The sequence below is a fragment of the Novosphingobium sp. KACC 22771 genome, from assembly GCF_028736195.1.
Lineage (GTDB): Bacteria > Pseudomonadota > Alphaproteobacteria > Sphingomonadales > Sphingomonadaceae > Novosphingobium.
Genome location: NZ_CP117881.1, coordinates 237,255 through 258,325 on the forward strand (window position 1 = coordinate 237,255; position 21,071 = coordinate 258,325).

The 21,071-nt window shown below is 65.8% G+C and carries 17 protein-coding genes and 1 tRNA gene; 10 read left to right on the forward strand and 8 right to left on the reverse strand.

Annotated features, from left to right (window positions below):
* Positions 1-91 precede the first annotated feature (91 nt).
* Positions 92-1,747, reverse strand: a complete 1,656-nt coding sequence (locus tag PQ467_RS01050) for a family 43 glycosylhydrolase (protein WP_274174729.1) — start codon at positions 1,745-1,747, stop codon at positions 92-94.
* Positions 1,748-1,827: 80 nt separating this feature from the next.
* Positions 1,828-2,655 (reverse strand): 3-deoxy-8-phosphooctulonate synthase, encoded by an 828-nt coding sequence (gene kdsA / locus PQ467_RS01055; protein ID WP_274174730.1) that lies wholly within the window; start codon positions 2,653-2,655, stop codon positions 1,828-1,830.
* Between the two features lie 283 nt (positions 2,656-2,938).
* On the opposite strand from kdsA, the gene PQ467_RS01060 reads away from it, so the two are divergent.
* The 3 genes from PQ467_RS01060 to PQ467_RS01070 are packed head-to-tail and all read left to right on the forward strand — an operon-like array spanning position 2,939 to position 5,939.
* Positions 2,939-3,685 carry a cytidylyltransferase domain-containing protein gene (locus PQ467_RS01060; RefSeq protein ID WP_443192990.1) on the forward strand — a complete coding sequence of 249 codons (747 nt, stop codon included), beginning with the start codon at positions 2,939-2,941 and terminating at the stop codon, positions 3,683-3,685.
* Positions 3,686-3,705: 20 nt separating this feature from the next.
* On the forward strand, positions 3,706-4,314 hold the full coding sequence (locus tag PQ467_RS01065; protein ID WP_274174732.1) for a histidine phosphatase family protein: 609 nt from the start codon (positions 3,706-3,708) through the stop codon (positions 4,312-4,314).
* Positions 4,311-5,939 carry a capsular polysaccharide export protein, LipB/KpsS family gene (locus tag PQ467_RS01070; protein WP_274174733.1) on the forward strand — a complete coding sequence of 543 codons (1,629 nt, stop codon included), beginning with the start codon at positions 4,311-4,313 and terminating at the stop codon, positions 5,937-5,939. The genes PQ467_RS01065 and PQ467_RS01070 overlap by 4 nt, the downstream gene beginning before the upstream one ends.
* A gap of 10 nt (positions 5,940-5,949) precedes the next feature.
* Here the strand turns inward: PQ467_RS01070 and PQ467_RS01075 are convergent, their stop codons facing one another.
* Complete coding sequence (locus tag PQ467_RS01075) at positions 5,950-6,429, reverse strand: Lrp/AsnC family transcriptional regulator (protein WP_274174734.1); 480 nt, start codon at positions 6,427-6,429, stop codon at positions 5,950-5,952.
* Between the two features lie 115 nt (positions 6,430-6,544).
* Here PQ467_RS01075 and alr point away from each other — a divergent pair, with 115 nt between their 5' ends.
* From alr to PQ467_RS01095, 4 genes are read left to right on the forward strand one after another with little or no spacing between them, the layout of a single operon-like run.
* Positions 6,545-7,669 carry an alanine racemase gene (gene alr, locus PQ467_RS01080; protein ID WP_337995104.1) on the forward strand — a complete coding sequence of 375 codons (1,125 nt, stop codon included), beginning with the start codon at positions 6,545-6,547 and terminating at the stop codon, positions 7,667-7,669.
* On the forward strand, positions 7,666-8,919 hold the full coding sequence (locus PQ467_RS01085) for a D-amino acid dehydrogenase (RefSeq protein WP_274174735.1): 1,254 nt from the start codon (positions 7,666-7,668) through the stop codon (positions 8,917-8,919). The genes alr and PQ467_RS01085 overlap by 4 nt, the downstream gene beginning before the upstream one ends.
* Positions 8,920-8,931: 12 nt before the next feature.
* Entirely contained in the window at positions 8,932-9,276 is a 345-nt protein-coding gene (locus PQ467_RS01090; RefSeq protein WP_274174736.1) for a RidA family protein, read from the forward strand.
* Positions 9,277-9,330: 54 nt separating this feature from the next.
* Positions 9,331-9,894 (forward strand): DsrE family protein, encoded by a 564-nt coding sequence (locus tag PQ467_RS01095; RefSeq protein ID WP_274174737.1) that lies wholly within the window; start codon positions 9,331-9,333, stop codon positions 9,892-9,894.
* On the opposite strand, the gene PQ467_RS01100 is transcribed toward PQ467_RS01095, so the two are convergent.
* Complete coding sequence (locus PQ467_RS01100; RefSeq protein ID WP_274174738.1) at positions 9,891-11,045, reverse strand: AI-2E family transporter; 1,155 nt, start codon at positions 11,043-11,045, stop codon at positions 9,891-9,893. The genes PQ467_RS01095 and PQ467_RS01100 overlap by 4 nt on opposite strands.
* 115 nt (positions 11,046-11,160) lie before the next feature.
* On the opposite strand from PQ467_RS01100, the gene PQ467_RS01105 reads away from it, so the two are divergent.
* The gene (locus tag PQ467_RS01105) at positions 11,161-12,858 is read left to right on the forward strand and encodes a c-type cytochrome (RefSeq protein WP_274174739.1); all 1,698 of its coding nucleotides are present in this window, start codon (positions 11,161-11,163) and stop codon (positions 12,856-12,858) included.
* On the forward strand, positions 12,855-13,274 hold the full coding sequence (locus tag PQ467_RS01110) for a thioesterase family protein (protein ID WP_274174740.1): 420 nt from the start codon (positions 12,855-12,857) through the stop codon (positions 13,272-13,274). The genes PQ467_RS01105 and PQ467_RS01110 overlap by 4 nt, the downstream gene beginning before the upstream one ends.
* Here the strand turns inward: PQ467_RS01110 and PQ467_RS01115 are convergent.
* Positions 13,237-14,148: a DMT family transporter gene (locus tag PQ467_RS01115; protein ID WP_274174741.1), complete on the reverse strand. Its 912-nt coding sequence runs from the start codon at positions 14,146-14,148 to the stop codon at positions 13,237-13,239. The two genes, PQ467_RS01110 and PQ467_RS01115, sit on opposite strands and share 38 nt — an antisense overlap.
* Positions 14,149-14,175: 27 nt before the next feature.
* Here PQ467_RS01115 and PQ467_RS01120 point away from each other — a divergent pair, with 27 nt between their 5' ends.
* Positions 14,176-14,748: a helix-turn-helix domain-containing protein gene (locus tag PQ467_RS01120; RefSeq protein WP_274174742.1), complete on the forward strand. Its 573-nt coding sequence runs from the start codon at positions 14,176-14,178 to the stop codon at positions 14,746-14,748.
* Between the two features lie 4 nt (positions 14,749-14,752).
* On the opposite strand, the gene PQ467_RS01125 is transcribed toward PQ467_RS01120, so the two are convergent.
* From PQ467_RS01125 to PQ467_RS01135, 3 genes are all read right to left on the reverse strand, one after another.
* Positions 14,753-17,719, reverse strand: coding sequence for an amidohydrolase family protein (locus tag PQ467_RS01125; protein ID WP_274174743.1), 2,967 nt, complete (start codon positions 17,717-17,719; stop codon positions 14,753-14,755).
* Between the two features lie 60 nt (positions 17,720-17,779).
* Positions 17,780-20,245 (reverse strand): TonB-dependent receptor plug domain-containing protein, encoded by a 2,466-nt coding sequence (locus tag PQ467_RS01130; protein ID WP_274174744.1) that lies wholly within the window; start codon positions 20,243-20,245, stop codon positions 17,780-17,782.
* A 634-nt stretch (positions 20,246-20,879) separates the two neighbouring features.
* Positions 20,880-20,956: transfer RNA gene (locus PQ467_RS01135), tRNA-Arg, on the reverse strand.
* Between the last annotated feature and the right edge of the window lie 115 nt (positions 20,957-21,071).

The following is a 21,071-nucleotide window of genomic DNA, read 5'->3' on the forward strand; positions in this document are numbered from 1 at the left end:
CTTCTTTTGCGTCTATGGGATTAGAGGGCAAAGCGCCAAAGGTCGCTGGCTGGCGCTGCACCAGATCCTTGCCTGCGAGGGAATTGCCTCCCTAGGGCAGGGCGCGGAAGCGATAGTCCATAAACCGCACCGCCCCCTTGCCGCTGGCATAGAGCGCGGGGCGCAGCGAGGAGAGATCATCGACCGTATTGGCCTGATAGCCCGAGACTTCGCTGCGCACACCGTGGCGGGTCCAGGTCTTGCCGTCGAGGCTGTAATAGAACGTCACGATCTGGCGGTCGTTGACGATTTTGAGATGCAGCTTGCCCACCTTGGGCGCCGGTTCCTGCCAATAGCTGGCGCGGCCGCCGCGCCATGTGACCATCCTTTGCCCATCGATGCCCATGCCCAGAAACAGCCGGTCATCATAGAACAGCAGCAGGCCGCCCTGCGCCCCCTGCTCCACATCGACGATCACGCTGATTTCATAGGCATGGTCGCCCACCGTCTGGGTCAACGGCGAGCAATCGGCCGGGCCGGTGCCCTTGGCCTCCAGCATCAACACGCCCTGCCCTGAACTATTGGCTCCAACCTTGGCGCGGCGCAATTCCCCCGGCGCCGCACCGTAAAAGCTCCAGCGCGTGCCAAAGGCGGCCTGTGTGAAATCGTCGCTGCGGGTAAAGCCGCCCGGCGTTCCCGCTCGCCCCGTCGGCATCGGCATGGCCAGCGACAGATCGCCCCCCAATGCGCGCGGCCAGCCATCGGCCCCCCATGCCAGAGGCTCTAGCAAGGTCTGGCGGCCCAGCGAGCGGTAGTCCTTTTCATAGCCGTGATAGACCATGTACCACGCGCCCTTGGGGCCTTCGAACATCGTGGCATGGCCGCGCGACCACCAGGCCTCCTTGTCGCTGCGCGTGCGGACAATCGGGTTATGCGGGCAATTGACCCAAGGCCCCCGCGCCGATTTCGAGCGGGCGATGATCACCATATGGCTGGTGGCCGGGCCGCCCGTACCGCCCACCGCCGAGACCAGATAGAACCATTCCCCCCGCCGGAACAGCTTGGGCCCCTCCAGCGAATAGCCCTCGGTGATCCACTCGTCGGGATAGTGCCAGCCGTCATAGGCCGGTTCGACCGGGCCGATGGTGGAAAGCCCATCCTCGGCCAGCGCCACCCGGTTGACGCCCGAGAGGTAGAGGTAGCGCTTGCCATCCTCGCCCACGACATGGCCCGGATCGATCAGGCCGCCGATCTTGAGGTCGATGGGGTCGCTCCACGGCCCGGCCATGCTGTCGGCATGGATGACATAGATGTTGGCAAAGCTGGCCAGATCGCCCGACCATGGTGCCTTCATAAAGGGGATGTAGATGAAATAGCGGCCATTATGCTTGGCGATGTCCACGGCAAACACCGTGCCCAGCGGCTTTTCCAGCGCCGGGCCGACCGGGCGCCAGTTCACCAGATCGCGCGAATGCCAGATGATGAGGCCGGGGGCCGCATCAAAGCTGGAATGGGTCATGTAATAATCGTCGCCATCCTTCAGGATCGAAGGATCGGGATAATCGCCCGGCATGATCGGATTGCGATACCAGCCATTGCCAAGATCGGCGCGGCGCTCGCCCTCGGGGCCGGTGGCGATGGTGTTGGGCCGCGGTTTCGGACCCGCCGTGGCGGCCAGTGCTCCGCCCGCCCCGGCCATCCCCCCTGCCATCACCGCCCCCAGTGATCCCGCGCCAAGGGCTTCGAGTGCAGAACGTCGCGTAACCATGTCATCCCCTCGGTTTATTTAGAACTATTGTTCTATTAAACGAGGGTTGCCGTGGCAAGGGCGAAAGGCGAAATCGGGTTTCAGCCCTTCACCACCGCATCAATCGCCTGCAACCGGCGCAAGAGTTCCTCAACCTCGTCCAGCCGCACCGCGTTGGGGCCGTCGGACAGCGCCCGATCCGGGTCGGGGTGCGTTTCCATGAACAGGCCGGAGACGCCCGCCGCCACCGCCGCCCGCGCCAACAGCGGCACAAATTCACGCTGGCCGCCCGAACTTTCGCCCAGCCCGCCAGGTAATTGCACCGAATGGGTGGCATCAAACACCACCGGGCACCCGGTCTGCGCCATGATGGCCAGAGCGCGCATGTCGGACACGAGATTGTTATAGCCGAACGAGGCGCCCCGCTCGCACAGCAGGAAATTGTCTGTCTCATGCCCCGCCGCCGCCGCCGCATCGCGCGCCTTGGCTACCACCTGCGCCATATCGCCGGGCGCCATGAACTGCGCCTTCTTGATGTTCACAGGCCGGCCTGATGCGGCCACGGCGGCGATGAAATCGGTCTGGCGCGCCAGAAAGGCGGGCGTCTGCAACACATCCACCACCGAAGCGACGGCGGCCACCTGATGCGCCTCATGCACATCAGTCAACACGGGCAGGCCGGTCTGCTCACGCACCTTTTCGAGAATGCGCAGCCCCTCGTCCATGCCGGGGCCGCGAAACGAGCGGCCCGAGCTGCGGTTGGCCTTGTCGAACGAGCTTTTGAAAATCACCATCAGGCCCAGCCGCCGCGCCATCTCGGCCAGCCTGTGCGCCACCATCAGGGTCATCGCCTCGCTCTCGATCACGCAGGGGCCGCAAATGGCGAAAAGGGGCGTGGTGTGGCCGATCTCCTGTCCGCAAAGGCGCATGGTGCTTCACCCCCTAAATGACTGTTTATCGGTGATATGTCGGCATCACCCTCGCAATCGCCCCAAGCTTGGCGCAGAACGAAAGCACTGGCAATCCCGCGCCGATTTCCATACTTGCCGGATTGGACCTATTTCTTTCCATGGCATCAGGGATGTCTATGACCGGGCAAATATTCATCGCCGGATCTTGCGTTCTTATCCGCCACAGCGTGAAGCCGTGACGGCGGACCTGATCGTCATTCCGGCGCGCTATGGCTCGACCCGCCTGCCGGGCAAGCCGCTGATGATGATCGCCGGGCGCACGCTGCTCGAACGCGTAGTGGCGGCGGCGCGCGTGGGGGCGGCGCAGGCGGGGCATTGCGATGTGGTCGTGGCCACCGATGATGCGCGCATTGCCGATCATGCGCGGGCGCTGGGCGTGGCGGTGGCGATGACGCCCGCCTCGCTCGATTCCGGCTCGGCCCGCGCCTGCGCCGCCGCGCATCAACAGGCCCGGCGGCCCGGTCTGGTCATCAATCTTCAGGGCGACGCGCCCTTCATCGCGCCCACCATCATCGCGGGCCTCATCCGCACCCTGCGCGAGGGGCAGGCCGATGTGGCAACGCCGGTCTATCGGCTCGACTGGGCGCGGCTCGACCGGCTGCGCCATCACAAGCAAACCGCGCCTTTCAGCGGCACCACCTGCGCGCGCGGGCCGGACGGGCGGGCCCTGTGGTTTTCCAAGGCGATCATCCCGGCCATCCGCAACGAGGCCACCATGCGCGCGGCGGGTGCCTTCTCGCCGGTGTGGCAGCATCTGGGGCTTTACGGCTATCGCATGGCGGCGCTCGACTGGTTCGCGGCCACCACGCCCACGCCCTATGAAATTCTCGAAGGGCTCGAGCAACTGCGCTTTCTCGAAGGCGGGCGGACCATCGACACGTTCGAAGTAAGCGCCCCCGAACACGCCCTGTCGGGCATCGACACGCCCGCCGATGTGCAATGGGCCGAAGCAGCGATTGCCCGGCTGGGCGATCCGTTTCCGGGCTGATGGGGGTGGAAAAGCCCGCGATGTTTGTCATCGTCCGCCATGGCAACACCTTTGCCGCGGGCGAGCCGCCGCGCCGTATCGGCGCGCGCACCGATCTGCCGCTGACCGATGACGGCCGGGCGCAGGGCGAGGCGCTGGGCGCGCATTTTGCCGCGCTGGGCTGGTGCTTTGCCCGCGTGCTGGCCTCGCCTTTGCTGCGCACGCGGGCCACGGCGCAGGCCATTGTCGGGGCACAGGGCGGCCTGCCTGCTCCCGTGATTTGCGACTGGCTGGCCGAGATCGACCATGGGCCCGATGAGGACAAGGACGAAGCGACAGTTCTGGCGCGGATCGGCCATGATGCGCTGGCGGCGTGGGATGCGCAGGCCCTGCCCCCGCCGGGATGGCGGGTCGATGCCGAACGGAGGATAGAGGGATGGCGGGCGCTGTTTGCCGCGCCGCCCGCCGATGGCCCGGTGCTGCTGGTCACCAGCAATGGCGCGGCGCGTTTCGCGCTGCTGGCCGATCCGGGGCTGACGGTGGCGATGCGCGGCCTGCCCAGCCTCAAATTGCCTACCGGCGGCTATGGCCTGCTGCGCCGCGAGGCGGACGGGGCGTGGCGCATCCCCGTCTGGGGGCAAAGGCCATGAGCGCGCCCTTGCTGCGCGCGCCGCCCTTTCCGGGGGTGGGGCCTGTCGACTTGACCTTGGCGGGCGAGAGTGAGGCCGCCGATCCCGCCGCCCTGTTCGCCCGGCTGCGCGCGGCGCGGGTCGGCGGCGCTTTTTGGGCTGCGCCGCGCGGGCTGGCCACACCGGCCGGGCGTGTGCTGCGCCCGCGTGACGCAGCGGACGTCGCGGCCTGGGGGGAAGGCCCATCGGACCTGTGGGTGGCGGCAAAGGCATCGCGCGCGCTGCATCGCGCGCTGGCCGGGCGGGGGGGGCTGGCTCCGCTCGATCCTTGGTCGGCGCTGGACGGGGCGGAGGAATTGCTGGCCCATGGCGATGACGAATGGGTCGCGCTGGCCCGCATTGCCGGGGTGGCGGTGCGCGTATTGTCGCCGGGCCGCTATGGCGCGCCGGGCGAGGATGATCCCGCGCTGGACCGCCGCGCCTTTCGCGCGCTGACATCGGCGCAATATCGCGACCCCTTTACCGGCGCGCCCGCCACATTGGATGCCACCATCGACCTTCTGGCCGAATGGCGGCGGATCATCGAGGCCAATCGCGGCATCGTCGCGGCCTGCGGCATGGCATGGTGGAAGCGCGCCGAAATCCGCCGTTTCCTGTGGTCCGGCGGGGATGATCTGCGGATGACGAGCGGGCCGGGCCGAGCGCTTGGCGCGGCCCGCCGCCGGGGCGGGGCCTTGGCCATCTGGCCCTCCCGCGTCTCGCCCGCCCTGTTGGCGCAGGCCGGGGCGCAGGGCGTGCCGCTGGTCCGTATCGAGGATGGCTTTGTACGCTCGGTCGGGCTGGGCAGCAATCTGGTGCCGCCCTCCTCCATCGTGGTGGACCGGGGCGGCATCCATTTCGATCCGGCACGGCCCAGCGATCTGGAAACCATTCTGACGCACACCGATTTTGCCGCGAACCTGCTCGAACGCGCCCGCATGCTGCGCGAAACCATCGTCGCGGCGGGGATCAGCAAATATGCTGCCGACACCGCGCAAAGCCCGCCCCGGCGCGGCGCGCGGCGGCTGGTGCTGGTGCCCGGACAAGTCGAGGATGACATGTCGGTGATCGCGGGCGGGGGCGGCCTGCGCTCAAACCTAGAATTGCTGCGCCGCGCCCGCGGGCTGGAGCCCGATGCAGAAATCTGGTTCCGCCCCCACCCCGATGTCGATGCGGGCCATCGCAAGGGCGCCCTGCCCGATGGCGAGGTGCTGCAACTGGCCGACCGGATCGTGCGCGGCGGGGGCATGGCACCGCTGCTCGACACGGTCGATGGGGTCCATGTGCTGACCTCGCTGACCGGGTTTGAGGCCTTGATGCGCGGGCGCGATGTGACGTGCCATGGCACGCCCTTCTACGCCGGATGGGGCCTGACCCGCGATCTGGGCCCGGTGCCCGACCGGCGCGGGCGGGCCTTGGCGCTGGATGAATTGGTGGCGGGCGTGCTGATCCTCTATCCGCGCTATCTCGATCCGGTCACCGGCCTGCCCTGTCCGCCCGAAGTGCTGGTGGCGCGTATGGCCGAAAACCGCGCGCATGGCCGCCTGCCATGGCTCGCCCCCTTGCGCCGGTTACAGGGGCAATGGGTGGCGAGGATGAAGCGTTAAACGGGGCCGATTACCCCCGCCGCCCCGGTTTCGACCGGCGCGGACGCATGGCATCGCGCATCGAAATGCTCGAACTGATCCGCCGCACCCCCGGCAGGCGCGAGAGGATCTCGCCATGGATCGCCTCATAGGCCCGCACGCTCTCGGTGCGGATGCGCAGCCAGTAATCAACGTCGCCGGTCATCAGGAAGCATTCGCGCACCTCCGGGCATTGGCGTACGGCGGCTTCAAAGCGCATCAGATAATCCTCGCTCTGGCGGTCCAGCGTCACCTGAACCACGACATCGACCGCCTGTTCGCCGTCGCCCTCGCCGCCGGTGATGATCGTATAGCCGGCAATGATGCCATTGGCCTCCAGCAACCGGATGCGGCGCAGACAGGCCGAGGGCGAGAGGCCGACGCTCTGGGCGATCTCGGAATTGGGCTTGCGGGCGTCCTGACGCAGGATGCGCAGGATGGCGCGGTCTACTCCGTCCATGATGAATGACATAATTGGGCGCCTTCGTCGTCGAATATTGCGTGAATGCGCAGTTCTTAGCATGATCGACGACTGATTGGCCATAAATTCGATTAAGGATGCGATAGCATCGGCCTACGGAATTTCTGTGGAGGCGCAGATGGGCGCAGGGGCAAGGCTGACGATCGACTGGGGCGCGCTGGCGGCCAATTACCGATTGCTGTGCGATACCGTCGCCCCGGCGCAGGTGGCGGGCGTGGTCAAGGCCGATGGCTACGGGCTGGGCTCGGCGCGCGTGGCCGATGTGCTGCTGGCGCAGGGGTGCCGCCATCTCTTCGTCGCGCTGCTGTGCGAGGCCGAGCCGCTGGTGGCCAAGGGCGTGCCGATCTATGTGCTCAACGGTCTGCTGCCCGGACAGGAAGCCGAGTGCGAGGCGATGGGCGCGATCCCTGTCCTCAATTCGCTCGATCAGGCGCGGCGCTGGACCGATCTGGCGCGGGGGCTGGGCCATCCATTGCCCGCCATCCTTCAGGTCGATACCGGCATGTCGCGCATGGGCATGCCGCCGGAGGATGTTGACGGCTTTCTGGCCGACCCGGCCATGGCCGACTGGCTCGACCTGCGCTTTCTGATCAGCCATCTGGCCTGCGCCGATGAGCCGGAGCACCCCGCCAACGCCGATCAGGCCGCCCGCTTTCGCGCCATGGCCGAGCGTTTCCCCGGCCTGCCTCGCGCGCTGGACAACAGCGGCGGGTGCTTTCTTGAACGCGGCCATTTCGACCTCGTGCGCGGGGGCATCGCGCTGTATGGCGGCGCGCCGCGCGGTGGGGCCAACCCGATGCACGCGGTTGTCGCGCTGGAAACCGCGATTGCCCAATTGCGCACCGTTCCGGTTGGCGCGGGCGTGGGCTATGGCATGACCTTTCACGCGGCGCGCGAAACGCGCATCGCCACGATCCCGGTGGGCTATGCCGATGGCTGGCCTCGCGCTCTGTCCAATCGCGGGGCGGCGTTTGTCGCGGGCCATCGCGCACCGATCATCGGGCGCGTTTCGATGGACAGCATCACGCTCGATGTCACCGATGTGCCGGACGAGCACCTCTATCCCGGCGCGCCGGTCGAACTGATCGGCCCGCATCAGACCATCGACGATGTGGCCCATGATGCGGGCACCATCTCCTACGAAATCCTCACCCAACTGAGCCGCCGCTTTGAACGCCATTACATCGGCGTTGCGGCCCAACAGGCCCAACAGGAAAGCATCGCGTCATGAAAATCGCCATTCTCGGCAGCGGCGTCATCGGTGTCACCTCGGCATGGTATCTGCGCCAGGCGGGCCATGAGGTGGTGGTGATCGACCGGCAGGACGGGCCTGCGCTGGAAACCAGTTTCGGCAATGCGGGCGAGATTTCGCCCGGCTATGCCTCGCCATGGGCGGCGCCGGGCATTCCGATGAAGGCAATCAAATGGCTGGCCATGAAGCATGCGCCGCTGATCCTGCGCCCGCGCCCGGATATGGCGATGCTGAAATGGCTGGTGGCGATGCTGGGCAATTGCAACGCGCGTGATTATGCCATCAATAAAAGCCGCATGGTGCGCCTGGCCGAATTCAGCCGCGATTGCCTGATCGAACTGCGCGCCCAGACCGGCATCACCTATGACGAGCGGATGCAAGGCACGCTGCAACTCTTCCGCGAGGAGAGCCAGTTGGCCAATATCGCCAAGGATGTCGCGGTGCTCAAGGCCGATGGCGTGCCATTCGAGGTGCTGGACAAGGCAGGCTGCATCGCCGCCGAACCGGGTCTGGCCAGCAGCACCGCGCCGATTGCAGGGGGCCTGCGCCTGCCCCATGACGAAACGGGCGATTGCTTCAAATTCACCAATGCTCTGGCCGAAATGGCGCGCACGGCGGGCGTCGAATTCATGAACCGCACGAATATCGCACGCATCGTCGAGGAAGGCGGACGCATCACCCGCGTCGAAACCGATCGCGGCCCGGTCACGGCTGACGCCTATCTGGTGGCGATGGGCAGCTTTTCGCCCCATCTGGTGCGGCCTCTGGGCCTGAAAGTCCCGGTCTATCCGGTCAAGGGCTATTCGCTGACCGTGCCCATCGTCAACGAGCCGCTGGCCCCGGTTTCGACCCTGCTGGATGAAAGCTACAAGGTGGCGATCACGCGGCTTGGCGACCGCATCCGCATTGGCGGCATGGCGGAAATCTCCGGCTTCAACATGGATCTGCCCGAAGCCCGGCGAGCCACGCTCGAACATTCGGCGGGCACGCTGTTTCCAGGCGCGGGCGATTTTTCGGCCGCATCCTTCTGGTGCGGCTTGCGCCCGATGACGCCCGACAGCACGCCGGTGATCGGCCCCACGCGCATCGGCAATCTCTTCCTCAACACCGGCCATGGCACGCTGGGCTGGACGATGGCCTGCGGTTCGGCCCATGTCATTGCCGACATCATCGGCGGCCGCCGCCCCGCCATCGAAACCGCCGATCTCGCGCTCTCGCGCTACGCATAAGGAACCCGCCGCATGACCATCACCCGTATCGAATCCGGCCCGCGCATGAGCCAGGCCGTGATCCACGGCGACACGATCTATCTGTCGGGCCAATGCGAGGAAGGCGAAACCGTCACCGAGCAGACGCAGGCCGTGCTGGCCGAAATCGAGCGCCTGCTGGCCGCGGCGGGCAGTTCCAAGGCGCATATGCTGATGGCGCAGATCTGGCTGGCCGATATGGGCGATTTTGCCGAGATGAATGCGGTGTGGGATGCGTGGGTGGCCGATATCGTTCCCCCCGCGCGCGCCACGGGCGAATCGAAACTGGCCACGCCCGATTACAAGGTCGAGATCATCGTCACCGCCGCCAGGGCCTGATGGCCTTGAGTATGGGCGGTCCTTGCCCCATCATGATCGCGGGAGACCAGGATCATGATGCATAACACCTTTCGTATTATCGCCGCGCTGGCCGCGCTGGGCGTTCCGTCGATGGCGCAGGCGGCCGAGCCGCGCGTTTGGCCCGAACCCACAGCGCCCGCGATTGCGGGCAGCAGCGGCTATGTCGAGATCCCCGGCGCGGCCATCGCCCGCTCGACCAAGCGCCGATACAAGGCGCTCTTTGATGCGGCGACCGGCGCCCCCGATCCGGCCAAACCCCTGCCCGCCTTTGGCCGCGTGGCACTTCAATTGAACGGACTGATCGCGGCGAAGGTGCCGCCGTCGCATATTATCTTTGCGATGATCCTGCATGGCCCGGCGGGCGATGCGGTGCTGAACGATGCGGAATATCGCAAGAAGTACGGCATCGACAATCCGAACAAGGCGATCTTCAATGCGCTGCGTCAGGCGGGCGTGCGGATGCTGGTCTGCGGCCAATGGGCCGCCGCGCGCAACATTGCCCGCGATCAGATGCTGCCCGGCGTCGAAGTGGCCGAGGCGGCCACTCTGGTCCAGATCACCTATGCCAATGCCGGCTATGCGGTGCTGTATAATTAATCCACCGTCGGCTCATCCCCGGCGCATTGGTCGCGCACGGGGTTGAGCGGGCCTTTGACCGCGCCGATCCATTCGCGCCACAACAGCATCAGCACCGCCATCACCGCAGGCCCCAGCACCAGCCCGATCAGGCCCCAGCCCTCGACCCCGCCCAGAATGCCCAGCAGCACCCAGACGAAGGGCAGCCGCGTTGATCCGCCGATAAACACAGGGCGCACGAAATGGTCGGCGATAAACACCAGCGCCAGCCCGACCACCGCGACAATCCCCGCCGCCAGCATCTTGCCCCCCGCCACCAGAATGAGCGCCGCCACCGCCACGGCCACCGTCGCGCCGAACGGGATCGCCGAGAGCAGGCCCGTGAGCAGGCCCAGCAGCGCGGCATGGCTGGCCCCGGCAAGGCCATAGATCACGCCCAGAATCAGCCCCTCGCCAAAGCCGACGATGACCAGGCCATTGACCGTGCCGCGAATGGCCAGCACCGCCTGATCGGCGACATTCTCGCCCGGCAGGCCAAAGGCGCGGCGGGTGGCCACGCGCATCGCATGGGCCACGCTTTGCCCATCGCGCAGCAGGAAGAACAGCGTCATCAGCATAAAGCCCACCAGCAACAGCCGATGCGCCAGCCCGCCAAGGATCTTTTCCCCCGTGCCCAGCGAGAGACCGGAGGACGGCGATGCATGTTGCGACAGGCGGCTGATGCCCTCGGGCGTGCCCAGCGCCGATTGCCACCACACCGCCGCCTGCTCGCCATAGGGCAGATGGTGCAGCACCTCGGGCACCGGCACCCCCTGAACCCGCGCCACGGCCAGCCATTGCGCCAGCGAGATCGTGTCATGAAACACCGCATTGGCCACCATCACCAGCGGGATGACAAAGATCAGCAGGATGACCAGCGTAAAGGCCGCAGGCAGGGCCACCGATTGCCCCCTTGGCCAGCGCGCCACGCTGCGCTGATACAGCGGCCAGAGCGAGACGGCAAAAATCCCGCCCCAGCCCAGCGCATGCAAAAAGGGGCGCAGCGTCCACCATCCCGCCAGAGCCAGCAGCGCAATGGCCACCAGCGCGGCAATCTTCTGTTCGCGCCGCCATGTGTGGGGCCGGGGCGAAATCCAGGTTCCGGGGGGCGCGGCGTGGGGCTCGTCTTGCATGGGGCGCAGGCTAACCCAACCCCGCGCGCGGCGCCAGATGCCGCCTGCGAAACCTTTCGCGCCGCGCCTTTGGCTGATATGCCAAGGAAAACCAGATTTGCGGAGAAGACATCCCATGCCTCTTGCCTTGCGCGCCGCCATGATGGCTGCCCCCCTCTTGCTGGGCAGCACCTGTGCCCTGATGGCGGCCGGAAAGGCCCCTGCGCCGCAATGCGCCAAGGACAATGGCGGCCTCTCGCTGCCGCCCGGTTTCTGCGCCACGGTGTTTGCCGACAATCTGGGCCATACGCGCCATCTGACCGTGGCGGGCGATGGCACGGTCTATGTCAATTCATGGTCGGGCCGCTATTTCCGCAATGGGCCGCCCGCGCCCGATGGCGGCTTTGTCATCGCCCTGCGCGACAGCAATGGCGATGGCGTGGCGGACAGGACCGCGCGCTTTGGCGGGGTTGAGGCCAAGGGCGGCCATGGCGGTACCGGCATCGCGCTGTGGCATGGCGCGCTGTTTGTCGAAGAGCATGACACGATTGTGCGCTATGCGATGAAGCCGGGCGTTCTGGCCCCGGCGGGCGCGGGTTCGACGGTGCTGTCGGGCCTGCCGCTCTCGGGCGATCATCCGATGCACCCCTTTGCCATTCAGGCGGACGGTACGCTGCTGGTCAATTCCGGTTCGGCCAGCAATGCCTGCGAAAGCCCCAACCGCCAACCGGGCGCCAAGGGCCTTTCCCCCTGCACCGAGGCGCTGACGCGGGCGGGCATCTGGGCCTATCGCGCCGACAAGGAAGGGCAGGCCTTCAGCCCCGAAGCGCGCTGGGCCACCGGCATCCGCAACACCGGCGGCATCGCCTTTGACAGCGCGGGCCGCATTTTCGCCACCCAGCATGGCCGCGACCAGTTGGGCCAGAACTGGAGCCAGTATTACACCGAACAGCAGGGCGTCGAATTGCCCGCCGAAATCCTGTTTTCGCCCTATAAGGGCGCCGATTTCGGATGGCCGACCTGCTATTTCGACGGGTTTGAAAACCGCCACAAGCTGGCCCCCGAATATGGCGGCGACGGCAAAGCGCAGGGCGAATGCGCGGGCAAGGACAGGCCCGTGGCGGCCTTCCCCGCGCATTGGGCGCCCAATGATGTGACGATCTACACCGGGCGGGCCTTCCCCGCCGCCTATCAGCAGGGCGCCTTCATCGCCTTTCACGGTTCATGGAACCGCGCCCCCGCGCCGCAGGATGGCTATCTTGTCGCTTTCCAGCCGCTGCGCGACGGCAAGGCGAGCGGCAAATGGCTCCGCTTTGCCGATGGTTTTGCCGGGGGTTTCAAAGAGCCGGGCCGCGCACAGCATCGTCCGGCCGGGCTGGCCGTCGGGCCGGATGGCGCGCTTTATGTTGCCGATGATGTGCGCGGGCGGATCTGGCGCATCACCTATCGCGGGGCGGCCAATGCGCCGCTGACGCCTGCGCGCAAGGTCGAGGCCAAGGCGGCGCAGGCGGCGGTCTCTGGCCGCCTGCCCGCCGGGATCAGCGCGCAGCAGGTCGCGCTGGGCCGCGCCATCTATCTGGGCCAGGCCAAGGGCGGCACCTGTGTGGGTTGCCATGGCAGCGACGGGCGCGGGTCGATGGCGGGCGGATCGCTGGTCGGGCCGCAATATCTGTGGAGCGATGGCTCGCCCGAAGGTCTGGCCGCGACGATTGCCAAGGGCGTGGACAAGCCCAAGAAAGCAAACGGGGCGATGCCCGCCATGGGCGGCGCGGCGCTCTCTCCGGCGGATGTCAAGGCGGTGGCGGCCTATGTCTGGACGCTGGGCCATCCATGACCACCGGCCTGATCCCCGGCCTCACTCACCGCGAAAGCATGGTCGTGGCCGAGCGCCACACCGTGCCCCATGTCACGCCTGACTGGGCCGGTTTTGCCGATATGCCCCTGGTGCTGGCCACGGCGATGATGGTCGGCTTTATCGAAAACACCTGCATTCTGGCCCTGCGCCCCCATCTGGCGCCGGGTCAGTGCAGTCTGGGGATCCATGTTGATGTCAGCCATATCGCGCCGACCGCCTTGGGCGCGACCATTACCGCGCAGGTCGAACTGATCGCGGTGGAGGGGCGCAGACTGGAATTTCGCGTAACCTGTCATGATGACTTTGCCCTGATCGGCGAGGGCAGGCATCGCCGCGCGATTATTGACACACAGCGCTTTATGCAGCGTCTGGAGGAGAAGCGCGCAATTCGCTGACCAGCACGCCGAGGAGGATCAACACCCCGCCCAGCATCGCCAGCGCGGGTAGCCTGTCGCCCGCGATGCGCCCGACGATGCCGCCCCACACCGGCTCGCCCGCATAGATCACCGTGGCCCGCGTGGGCGAAACGGTCTTTTGCGCCCAGTTCATCGCCAGCTGGATCAGCGTACTGGCCAACCCCAGCCCGACCGCGGCCACCAGCCAGACAGGCGAGAAGGCAGGCACACCCTCGCCCGCCAGCGGCATCGCGGTCCACGAAAACACCCCAGCGGCCAGCAATTGCACCACGGTCACGCGGCGGCTGTCCACGCCATGGGCAAAGCGGCTGATGAGGATAATCTCCGCCGCAATCGCCACCGCGCTCAGCAATGTGGCCATCTCGCCGGTGCTCAACCCGATATGCCCCGCCTTGGGCCCGGCCAGCAGCACCAGCCCGGCAAAGGCCAGCGCGATGCCGATCCAGCTCATGATATGCGGCATCCGGTGCAGCACCACCATTTGCAGCAGCGGCACGATCGGCACATAAAGCGCGGTGATAAAGGCCGACTGGCTGCTGGTGATCGTGCGCAGGCCATAGGTTTGCAGCCCATAGCCAAGGCAGATGGCCAGCCCGATCAGCGCCCCCGCGCCCAATTCGCGGCGGTTGAGATCACGCATGGTCCGGGCAAACAGCAGCCAGCCCCCGGCCCCCGCCACCATGAAGCGCAGGCCCACAAAGAACAGCGCCCCGCTGTATTGCATCGCGGTGTGGACGATCAGAAAGGTTGTGCCCCACAGCATGGTGATGCCGATGAGGACCATTTCCTCGCGGCTGATGGACCATGATGCGGGCTTGCGCCGGGGCTTGTCTTGGGCGTTAATGTGCAACATAATGCGCAATTAGCAATGAGCAATATAATGCACAACACCAAATCGCACGAGGCCGCGCCCAAATCCGACGTGCTGGTCCATGTCAGCCAGAATCTGCGCCGGTATCGCCAGACGGCGGGCATGAGCCAGCAGGCCTTGGCCGATGCCTCGGGCATCAGCCGCCGGATGATCGTGGGCGTAGAAAACGGCGAGGCCAATGTCAGCCTGGCCAGTCTCGACAGGCTGGCCATCGCGCTGGGGGTGGATTTCACCGCCATGGTCAAGGCACCGGGCGCCGAGATGCGCAATGTCAACGAAACCATGTGGCGGGGCAGCGATCCGGCCGATTTCGCCCTGTTGCTCGGCTCCGCCCCCGCGCAAAAAGAGGCCCAGCTCTGGTCGTGGTCGCTCGCCGCCGGGCATCGCTATCAGGCGGAGCCCGACCCGACCGGATGGCACGAGATCATCTATGTCACCCAAGGCCGCCTCGCCCTTGAGCTGGAGGGCGAGACGGTCCTGTTGAACCCCGGCGAGTTTCGCGTGTTCCCCAGCGATCAGCACTATGCCTATGCCAACGCGGGCGAGGATGTGACGCAATTCCTGCGCAACAGCGTGCTGTAACGCGTCACGGCTTGCGCTGGGCCTTAGCGATCAGCTCCTCGACGGTAAACGGGCGACCATTGGTGATGACCTGCTTCACGCGGAAGGTGGCGGCAATATCCTTGCGCGGATCGCCCTCGACCAGAATGATGTCGGCCAGCTTGCCCGCCTCGATCGTGCCCGCGTCAAGATTGAGCGCGCGGGCCGAATTGACCGTGGCGGTCTGCAGCGCCTCAAACGGGGTGAACCCGCCATCGACATAGGAGGCAATTTCCGCCTGAAGATTGGGCGCGATCATCGTGTCGGTGCCCGCCGTGATCAGTGTACCGGCCGCCTTCATGGCCTTCAGCCCCTCCAGTTGCCCCGCCTGCATGGAAAGCAACGCAGGCGGCAAGGCCTCGCCCTCGCTCACCGTCTTGCGCGCCCATTCGGGATAGAGCGCAAGGCGCGGATCGCGGCGGAATTCGGGATGCTTGGCAAGGAAGGTGTTGATCGCCCCGAAATTGGTCGGGGTCAGCGTCCGCCCCGACCGGCCGAACAACTGGATCACATCGTCATAGACGCGCCCCTGCGGGCCTTGTTTGGGCGAAAAACCGCGCCGGCTGGTCGCGCCCAGATGCTCGGTATTGTCGACGCCCGTATAGGCGGCGGGGAATATCTCATGCGTGGCCACCGGCACGCCCATCTCATGCGCGGCCTCGACCAGACGGCGCTGGCCGAAATCGGGCATGCGGACATAGGATTTGATGAGGTCATATTTCAGCGCCCGCGCCCGGACGATTTCGCGCTCCAGATGCGCCGGGCCGGACACCGCCACGCCCATCCGGTAAAACACCCGCCGCCATTCCAGCAAAGGCCCGGTGGTGTAGATACGCGGCCCGATCCGCACGCCCGCCTCGGATGCCTCGCGGTCCTCGATCCCGTCATAGGGCTGGTTGCCCGGATCGCGCACTGTCGTGATACCATAGGACAGCCATGCCAGATGCAAATTGGCCCCGAAATCCTTTTGCGCATGGGCGTGATGGTCGATCAGGCCGGGAATGGCGGTCAGAGTCGGCGCCTCGATCACCTTGTCGGCGCCCGCATAATGGGCCGGGTCATGGTCCAGCACCGCCGCGATGCGGTTGCCCTCGATCACGATATCCTTGTTGGCCTGCGTTGCATCCTTCACCGCATCGACCAGACCGCCCGCATGGATGACGATCTTCGTCTTGGGAATGGCCAGCGTATAGGTGAAATCGAGCGGCACCTCTCGGATCGCGCCGGTTTCAACGCTGACGATCTTCAGCTTGTCCGCTGCCTGAAACAGCACGGATTTGCCGTCCCCGCTCCATGTCGGATAATGCGAGATTTCGGACGTATAGGCGCGAGGAGATCCCAGCGCCGTGCCATCGGGCGCGACCGGCCAGATTTTCAGCACGCCATCCTGAATCCCCGCCATCTTCTGCCCATCGGGCGACCACACCGGCCCGCCCCCGCCGCGCGAATCGAGCGAGGCCTTGTCCGCATCGCGCCAAAACGGCGCGCCTTTGCCATCGGAGGGCATCATCCAGATCTGATTATTGCCCTCGCGGAAACTCGTGGAATAGGGCTTGGACAGGGCAACCGCGACATAGCGGCCATCAGGGCTCCATGTTGGCTTGCCCGGCTGCGGCAGGCTGGGTTGCAGGCGGGTCATCACCCCGCTTTCCACATCGACCACCTGCAATCCGGCCACGCCCCAGCGGCCATCGGTGTCGAGAAACGCGATGCGCCGCCCATCGGGCGACCATGCCGCGCCCAAAGGCTGGTTGGGGCTGTTGGTCACCTGCCGGTCCTTGCCCGTGGCCAGATCGCGCACCCAGATTTGAGGCAATCCGCCGCCCTTGTCCGAAGTATAGGCCAAGCTCTTGCCATCGGGCGACCATGCGGCATCGGCCTCCAGCGCCTCGTCATGGGTCAAGGCTTGCGGCTTGCCGCCCGCCGAGGAGACGACATAGAGATCGCCCAGCGCGACAAAGGCGATGCTCTGGCCATCGGGCGAAAGCGCGGGATGCTGAATGCCCAGCACGCGGCGCGGGGCGGTGGACGTGAAATCACGTTTGGCGCGGGTGTAAACGGGCTTCACCACCTCCAGCCGCGCGGTGAAAGGCACCGTGGCCAGTTTCGCGCCATGGCGGCGGCGGATCAGGCCGTCGGAAATGTAATAGGCATCGGCCCCCACCCATGACGCGCGGAAGGGAAAGACATTCTCCTTGCCCGAGACCAGTTTGCCGTCGATCTCCAAATGGCTGCCCGCGCCATCGGCCACGACATAGGCCAACTCGCCCTTGGGCGACAGCGAGGGGCTGTCATAGCGGGCGCCGGTGGGGGCCGTGCGCAGGGTGGTTACTTCTCCGCCATGCGCGGGGACGGAATAGAGGCTGCCCCCACCGGAGAAAACAATCGTCGCGCTGTCAGCCGACCATGCCGGGGCGCGGTCCTCACGCGGGCCCTTGGTCAATTGCGTCAAGGCCCCGCTGGCAATGTCGATGGTCCAGATGTCATAACCGCCTCCCCGCTCGCTGGCAAAGGCGATACTCTTGCCATCGGGCGACCAGCTTGGTTCGCGGTCGTCAAATTCGCCATGAGTCAACTGGCGCGCATCGCTGCCATCGGCGCGCGCGGTCCACAGGTCATAATCGCCATCGCGATAGGCGTAATAGGCAATCCGCGATCCGTCCGGCGACCATGTCGGCAGATGCGCGTCGTTGAAATAATCGGTGATGCGTTTGGCCTCGCCCCCCTTGGCCGGGATGGTCCAGAGGCTGCCCTGAAGGTCGAAGGCCAACCATTGCCCATCGGGCGAAGCGGCGACCGCATAGGAGGTGCCCGCATGGACATCGAAGGCTTGCGGCACTTCGCCACCCGGCGGGGGCAGATTGGCGGGCGCGGCCATCGCGGGCGCCCCGGACAGCGCAAGGGCCAGCGCAACATGCGAAGCCAGAAGGAAGGGGCGCTGGGCAAAACTCATGGCATACTCCACGCGGAAAAAGCGGGGACCGCCACAAAGCGCGGCCCCCAGGACATGGCATCAGAAACCGAAGCTGAGACGGGCGTAATAGAAGCCGCCGCTGACCCCATAGGGCGAATAGGCGTTGTAGAGCGAAAAGCCGTTGCCCTGCAGCGAGGCGGGCAAAGTGTTGGGATAGATGTTGAACATATTGTTCGCGCCCACGCCGATCTTGATGCCGCTGGTCAATTTATAGCTGGCGTCGAGGTCGAAGATCACCTTGGGGTCGATCCGTGCATCAGGCCCGGCAGCGCTGGCGTTCACTTGGGTCACGCTGCCATACCGGGTGGCGCGCAGGTTGATCGCGGCGGGGCCTTTTTCCCAGGCCACATTGGCGATGAACTTGTTGCGCGGGGTGCCGACGGTAAAGTCGCCCTGACGATCGCGCCCGATTAGCACGAGGCCCGCCGAGGACAGCACCGCCGGGACCGAATCCACGCGGGTAAACACCGTCTCGGAAAAATTGGCCGAAAGGCTGAAATTGGCATTGCCCATTTCGCCAAGATCGGCGCGATAGGTGCCGACGATATCAATGCCGCGGGTGCGCGTGTCGGTCGAGTTCGAGAAATAGAACCCGCCCGCCGACGAGGTGATCCCGGCCGAGGCCAGCACGGAACGCACCACCGCGCCCTGCAACGTGGAGGAAAGCAGGATGCGGTCCTTCAGCTTGATCTGATAGGCGTCCACCGTCAGGTTGAAGCGGGGAATGGCGTTGAACACAAAGCCCAGCGAATAGTTGGTCGAGCGCTCGGGCTTGAGCGGTTTGGCCCCCAGCGCAATGCCCGCGGGCGAATCCACCGGCAGCGCCGAAACCGGCAGCAGCACGCCGCTGACATTGATCGTGCTGGCCGAGGAATAATGCTGCTGCTGCAACGTGGGCGCGCGAAAACCCGTGCTGGCCGTGCCGCGCAGGGCAAAGCCCTTGGTCGGCTCGATGCGGGCCGAAACCTTGCCGGTGTCGGTCTTGCCAAAATCGGAATAATCCTCGTGCCGACCGGCCAGCGCGACCTCGACGCCGGGCAGGATCTTTTGCTCAAGGTTGACATAGGCGCTCCATGCCCGGCGCTTCCAACTGCCCGCCATGCTGGGGGCAAAGCCGGTCACACCCTGCGAGCCGCTGGTGCGCAGCACGCCCGCATTGGCCCCGCTGGTCGATTTGTAGCCGCCATCGATGTAGGACGCCGGTTCGCCCGCCTCGATGCCATAGGTGCTTTGCCGGTATTCCGCGCCAACGGCCACCGAGAGCGGCTGGTACAGGCCCAGATTGACGTCTTTTTGCAGGTCGAGATTGTTGGTCCATTCGGTGCTTTTCGTGCGCCCGATATAGAAGGTGGTCGGGCTGTTCGGCCCCATCGAGGCGTTGAGCGCGGTGGTTTCGACCAGCGAGACGAGGCTGACCCCATAAGAGGAGGAAAGGTCGAAATTGATCGCCCCGCCCGGTTGGCTCTTGATGCCCGCCGTCACCTGATAGTCATGGTCGCTGATATGCAGATGGGGCGAATAGCCGTCGGGATAGATCTCGGGAATATTGTTGGGCGCATCGGGGAAACGATAGGTCAGCCATGCGTCATTGTTACGGTGGCTGAAGGTGCCAAAGCTGTAGAGCTTGACCGCACCGACCGGGATGTTGAGATCATAGCCAAGGTTGAAGCCTTCGCTGGCCGGTTGGCCCGCCTTGTTGACATTGCGGTTGACGGTGGCCTCGCGCGGGTCGAGCGTGCCGGTGGTGGCGCTGTAGAGCTGGCCCACGCGGGCGTAGAATTGCCCCGGATTGGGGGCCGAGCGGATCGTGCGCGCCTGGAGCCAGCTTTCCGCCGAAAGGTGGAGCGAGGCCTCGCCCAGCTTGAAGCCCTTGTCGAACGAGATGCGCCCGCTCTCGCCCCCGCCATCCTTGGTCGTGCCGCCCAGCATCGTGGCCGTGCCCGAAGTGTCTTCTTTCAGGATGACATTGACCACGCCCGCAATCGCGTCCGAGCCATATTGCGCCGAAGCGCCGTCGCGCAGCACCTCGACCCGCGCGATGGCGTTGGAGGGGATGAGGTCAAGATCGGCGGGCGACTGGCCGTTCTGGGTGGTGCCGTTGATGAACATCGTGGCGGTGTTGTGGCGGCGCTTGCCGTTGACCAGGATCAGCACGTGATCGCCCGCAAGGCCGCGCAGCGAAAGCGTCTTGACCGCGAAGCTGGCGCCCGCGCCGCTGTTCGACACGTTGATCGAAGGGACCAGCGTGCCCAGCAGATCGCGCACCGACTGCTTGCCGCTGGCCTGCAGGTCCTTGACGGAAAGCACGTCGATGGGGGCGAGGCTTTGGGTGGCGCTGCGGGCCACCTGACGCGTGCCGGTGACGATGATCGTGCCCGCATCCGGTTCTCTGTTGGCGGGCTCGCCCTCGGCGGCCAGCGCCGGAGCGGCCAAGGCGGCCAGCGCGCAGGATGCGGTAAGGGCAAGTTTGCGCCCGTTGCGGGTTGTCATGGCGCGAGTCTTCATGGATGTGTCCCCTGTTGCCGCGGGCAGGCGCGGCGCTTTGATCTGGCGGATGGAAGCCAATGGCCCGTCGGGCGAGGTAAACGCGCAGCAGCGCTCGGCTCTAATGCGTAATCGGCGCGGATTTATTGAAACTATTCATACCGCCAAGGCCAAGAGCCGGTGCGGCAAGAGCGCGTCTTTGCCGCGGATCGCGGCCGGTTGGTGCTTGCTCCATATGTCCCCCTGTTGTGCGTTGCTGGTCGCTTTGCCTGCCTTGCGGGGGCATCCTCTCCGCCATGCAAAGGGGGCCGAACGGGTCGATAACCGCTCAATCCTTCACACTTGTCCAAAAAGTTTCACACTGGCCGCAGGGTGTCAAACAGGGGGCCAGCGCAGATTGGCGTATTGCCTGAGAACGGACCGCAAGGCTTGGGGCAAGCGGGCGGGGCGCGCGTTTCCGAAAGCTGCGCCGGACGGCGGCAGGCGCACGCAAGGCAGCGCATTTCGCGCGCAGAGCGACCCGGCGCGACGCAATCAACCTTTTATCCGTGGGGGAGCTTTCGCCTTATACCGGCCCGTGTTTCAACGCTTTGCGCGCCGCGCAATTATCCACCCATGCGAATGGAAATCCGAGCGTCCAGCGATGTTGGGAAAATGGTGCATCCGACAGGATTCGAACCTGTGACCCCTGCCTTCGGAGGGCAGTACTCTATCCAGCTGAGCTACGGATGCGCACCGGATGATTGCGCGGTTAGCAGCGCTTGGCCGCCGTGGCCAGAGATTTTCGCTATACGCAAAAAAAGTTTGGTGCTTTAGGATTTTGGCAAGGCTAACGGTTTACGCTGTA

What these genes read in the sequence shown, in the direction of transcription:
- PQ467_RS01050 (WP_274174729.1), bottom strand. Translation starts at nt 1,747, where the DNA reads ATGGTTACGCGACGTTCTGCACTCGAAGCCCTTGGCGCGGGATCACTG.
- kdsA (WP_274174730.1), bottom strand. Translation starts at nt 2,655, where the DNA reads ATGCGCCTTTGCGGACAGGAGATCGGCCACACCACGCCCCTTTTCGCC.
- PQ467_RS01060 (WP_443192990.1), top strand. Translation starts at nt 2,939, where the DNA reads ATGATGATCGCCGGGCGCACGCTGCTCGAACGCGTAGTGGCGGCGGCG.
- PQ467_RS01065 (WP_274174732.1), top strand. Translation starts at nt 3,706, where the DNA reads ATGTTTGTCATCGTCCGCCATGGCAACACCTTTGCCGCGGGCGAGCCG.
- PQ467_RS01070 (WP_274174733.1), top strand. Translation starts at nt 4,311, where the DNA reads ATGAGCGCGCCCTTGCTGCGCGCGCCGCCCTTTCCGGGGGTGGGGCCT.
- PQ467_RS01075 (WP_274174734.1), bottom strand. Translation starts at nt 6,429, where the DNA reads ATGTCATTCATCATGGACGGAGTAGACCGCGCCATCCTGCGCATCCTG.
- PQ467_RS01085 (WP_274174735.1), top strand. Translation starts at nt 7,666, where the DNA reads ATGAAAATCGCCATTCTCGGCAGCGGCGTCATCGGTGTCACCTCGGCA.
- PQ467_RS01090 (WP_274174736.1), top strand. Translation starts at nt 8,932, where the DNA reads ATGACCATCACCCGTATCGAATCCGGCCCGCGCATGAGCCAGGCCGTG.
- PQ467_RS01095 (WP_274174737.1), top strand. Translation starts at nt 9,331, where the DNA reads ATGATGCATAACACCTTTCGTATTATCGCCGCGCTGGCCGCGCTGGGC.
- PQ467_RS01100 (WP_274174738.1), bottom strand. Translation starts at nt 11,045, where the DNA reads ATGCAAGACGAGCCCCACGCCGCGCCCCCCGGAACCTGGATTTCGCCC.
- PQ467_RS01105 (WP_274174739.1), top strand. Translation starts at nt 11,161, where the DNA reads ATGCCTCTTGCCTTGCGCGCCGCCATGATGGCTGCCCCCCTCTTGCTG.
- PQ467_RS01110 (WP_274174740.1), top strand. Translation starts at nt 12,855, where the DNA reads ATGACCACCGGCCTGATCCCCGGCCTCACTCACCGCGAAAGCATGGTC.
- PQ467_RS01115 (WP_274174741.1), bottom strand. Translation starts at nt 14,148, where the DNA reads ATGTTGCACATTAACGCCCAAGACAAGCCCCGGCGCAAGCCCGCATCA.
- PQ467_RS01120 (WP_274174742.1), top strand. Translation starts at nt 14,176, where the DNA reads ATGCACAACACCAAATCGCACGAGGCCGCGCCCAAATCCGACGTGCTG.
- PQ467_RS01125 (WP_274174743.1), bottom strand. Translation starts at nt 17,719, where the DNA reads ATGAGTTTTGCCCAGCGCCCCTTCCTTCTGGCTTCGCATGTTGCGCTG.
- PQ467_RS01130 (WP_274174744.1), bottom strand. Translation starts at nt 20,245, where the DNA reads ATGAAGACTCGCGCCATGACAACCCGCAACGGGCGCAAACTTGCCCTT.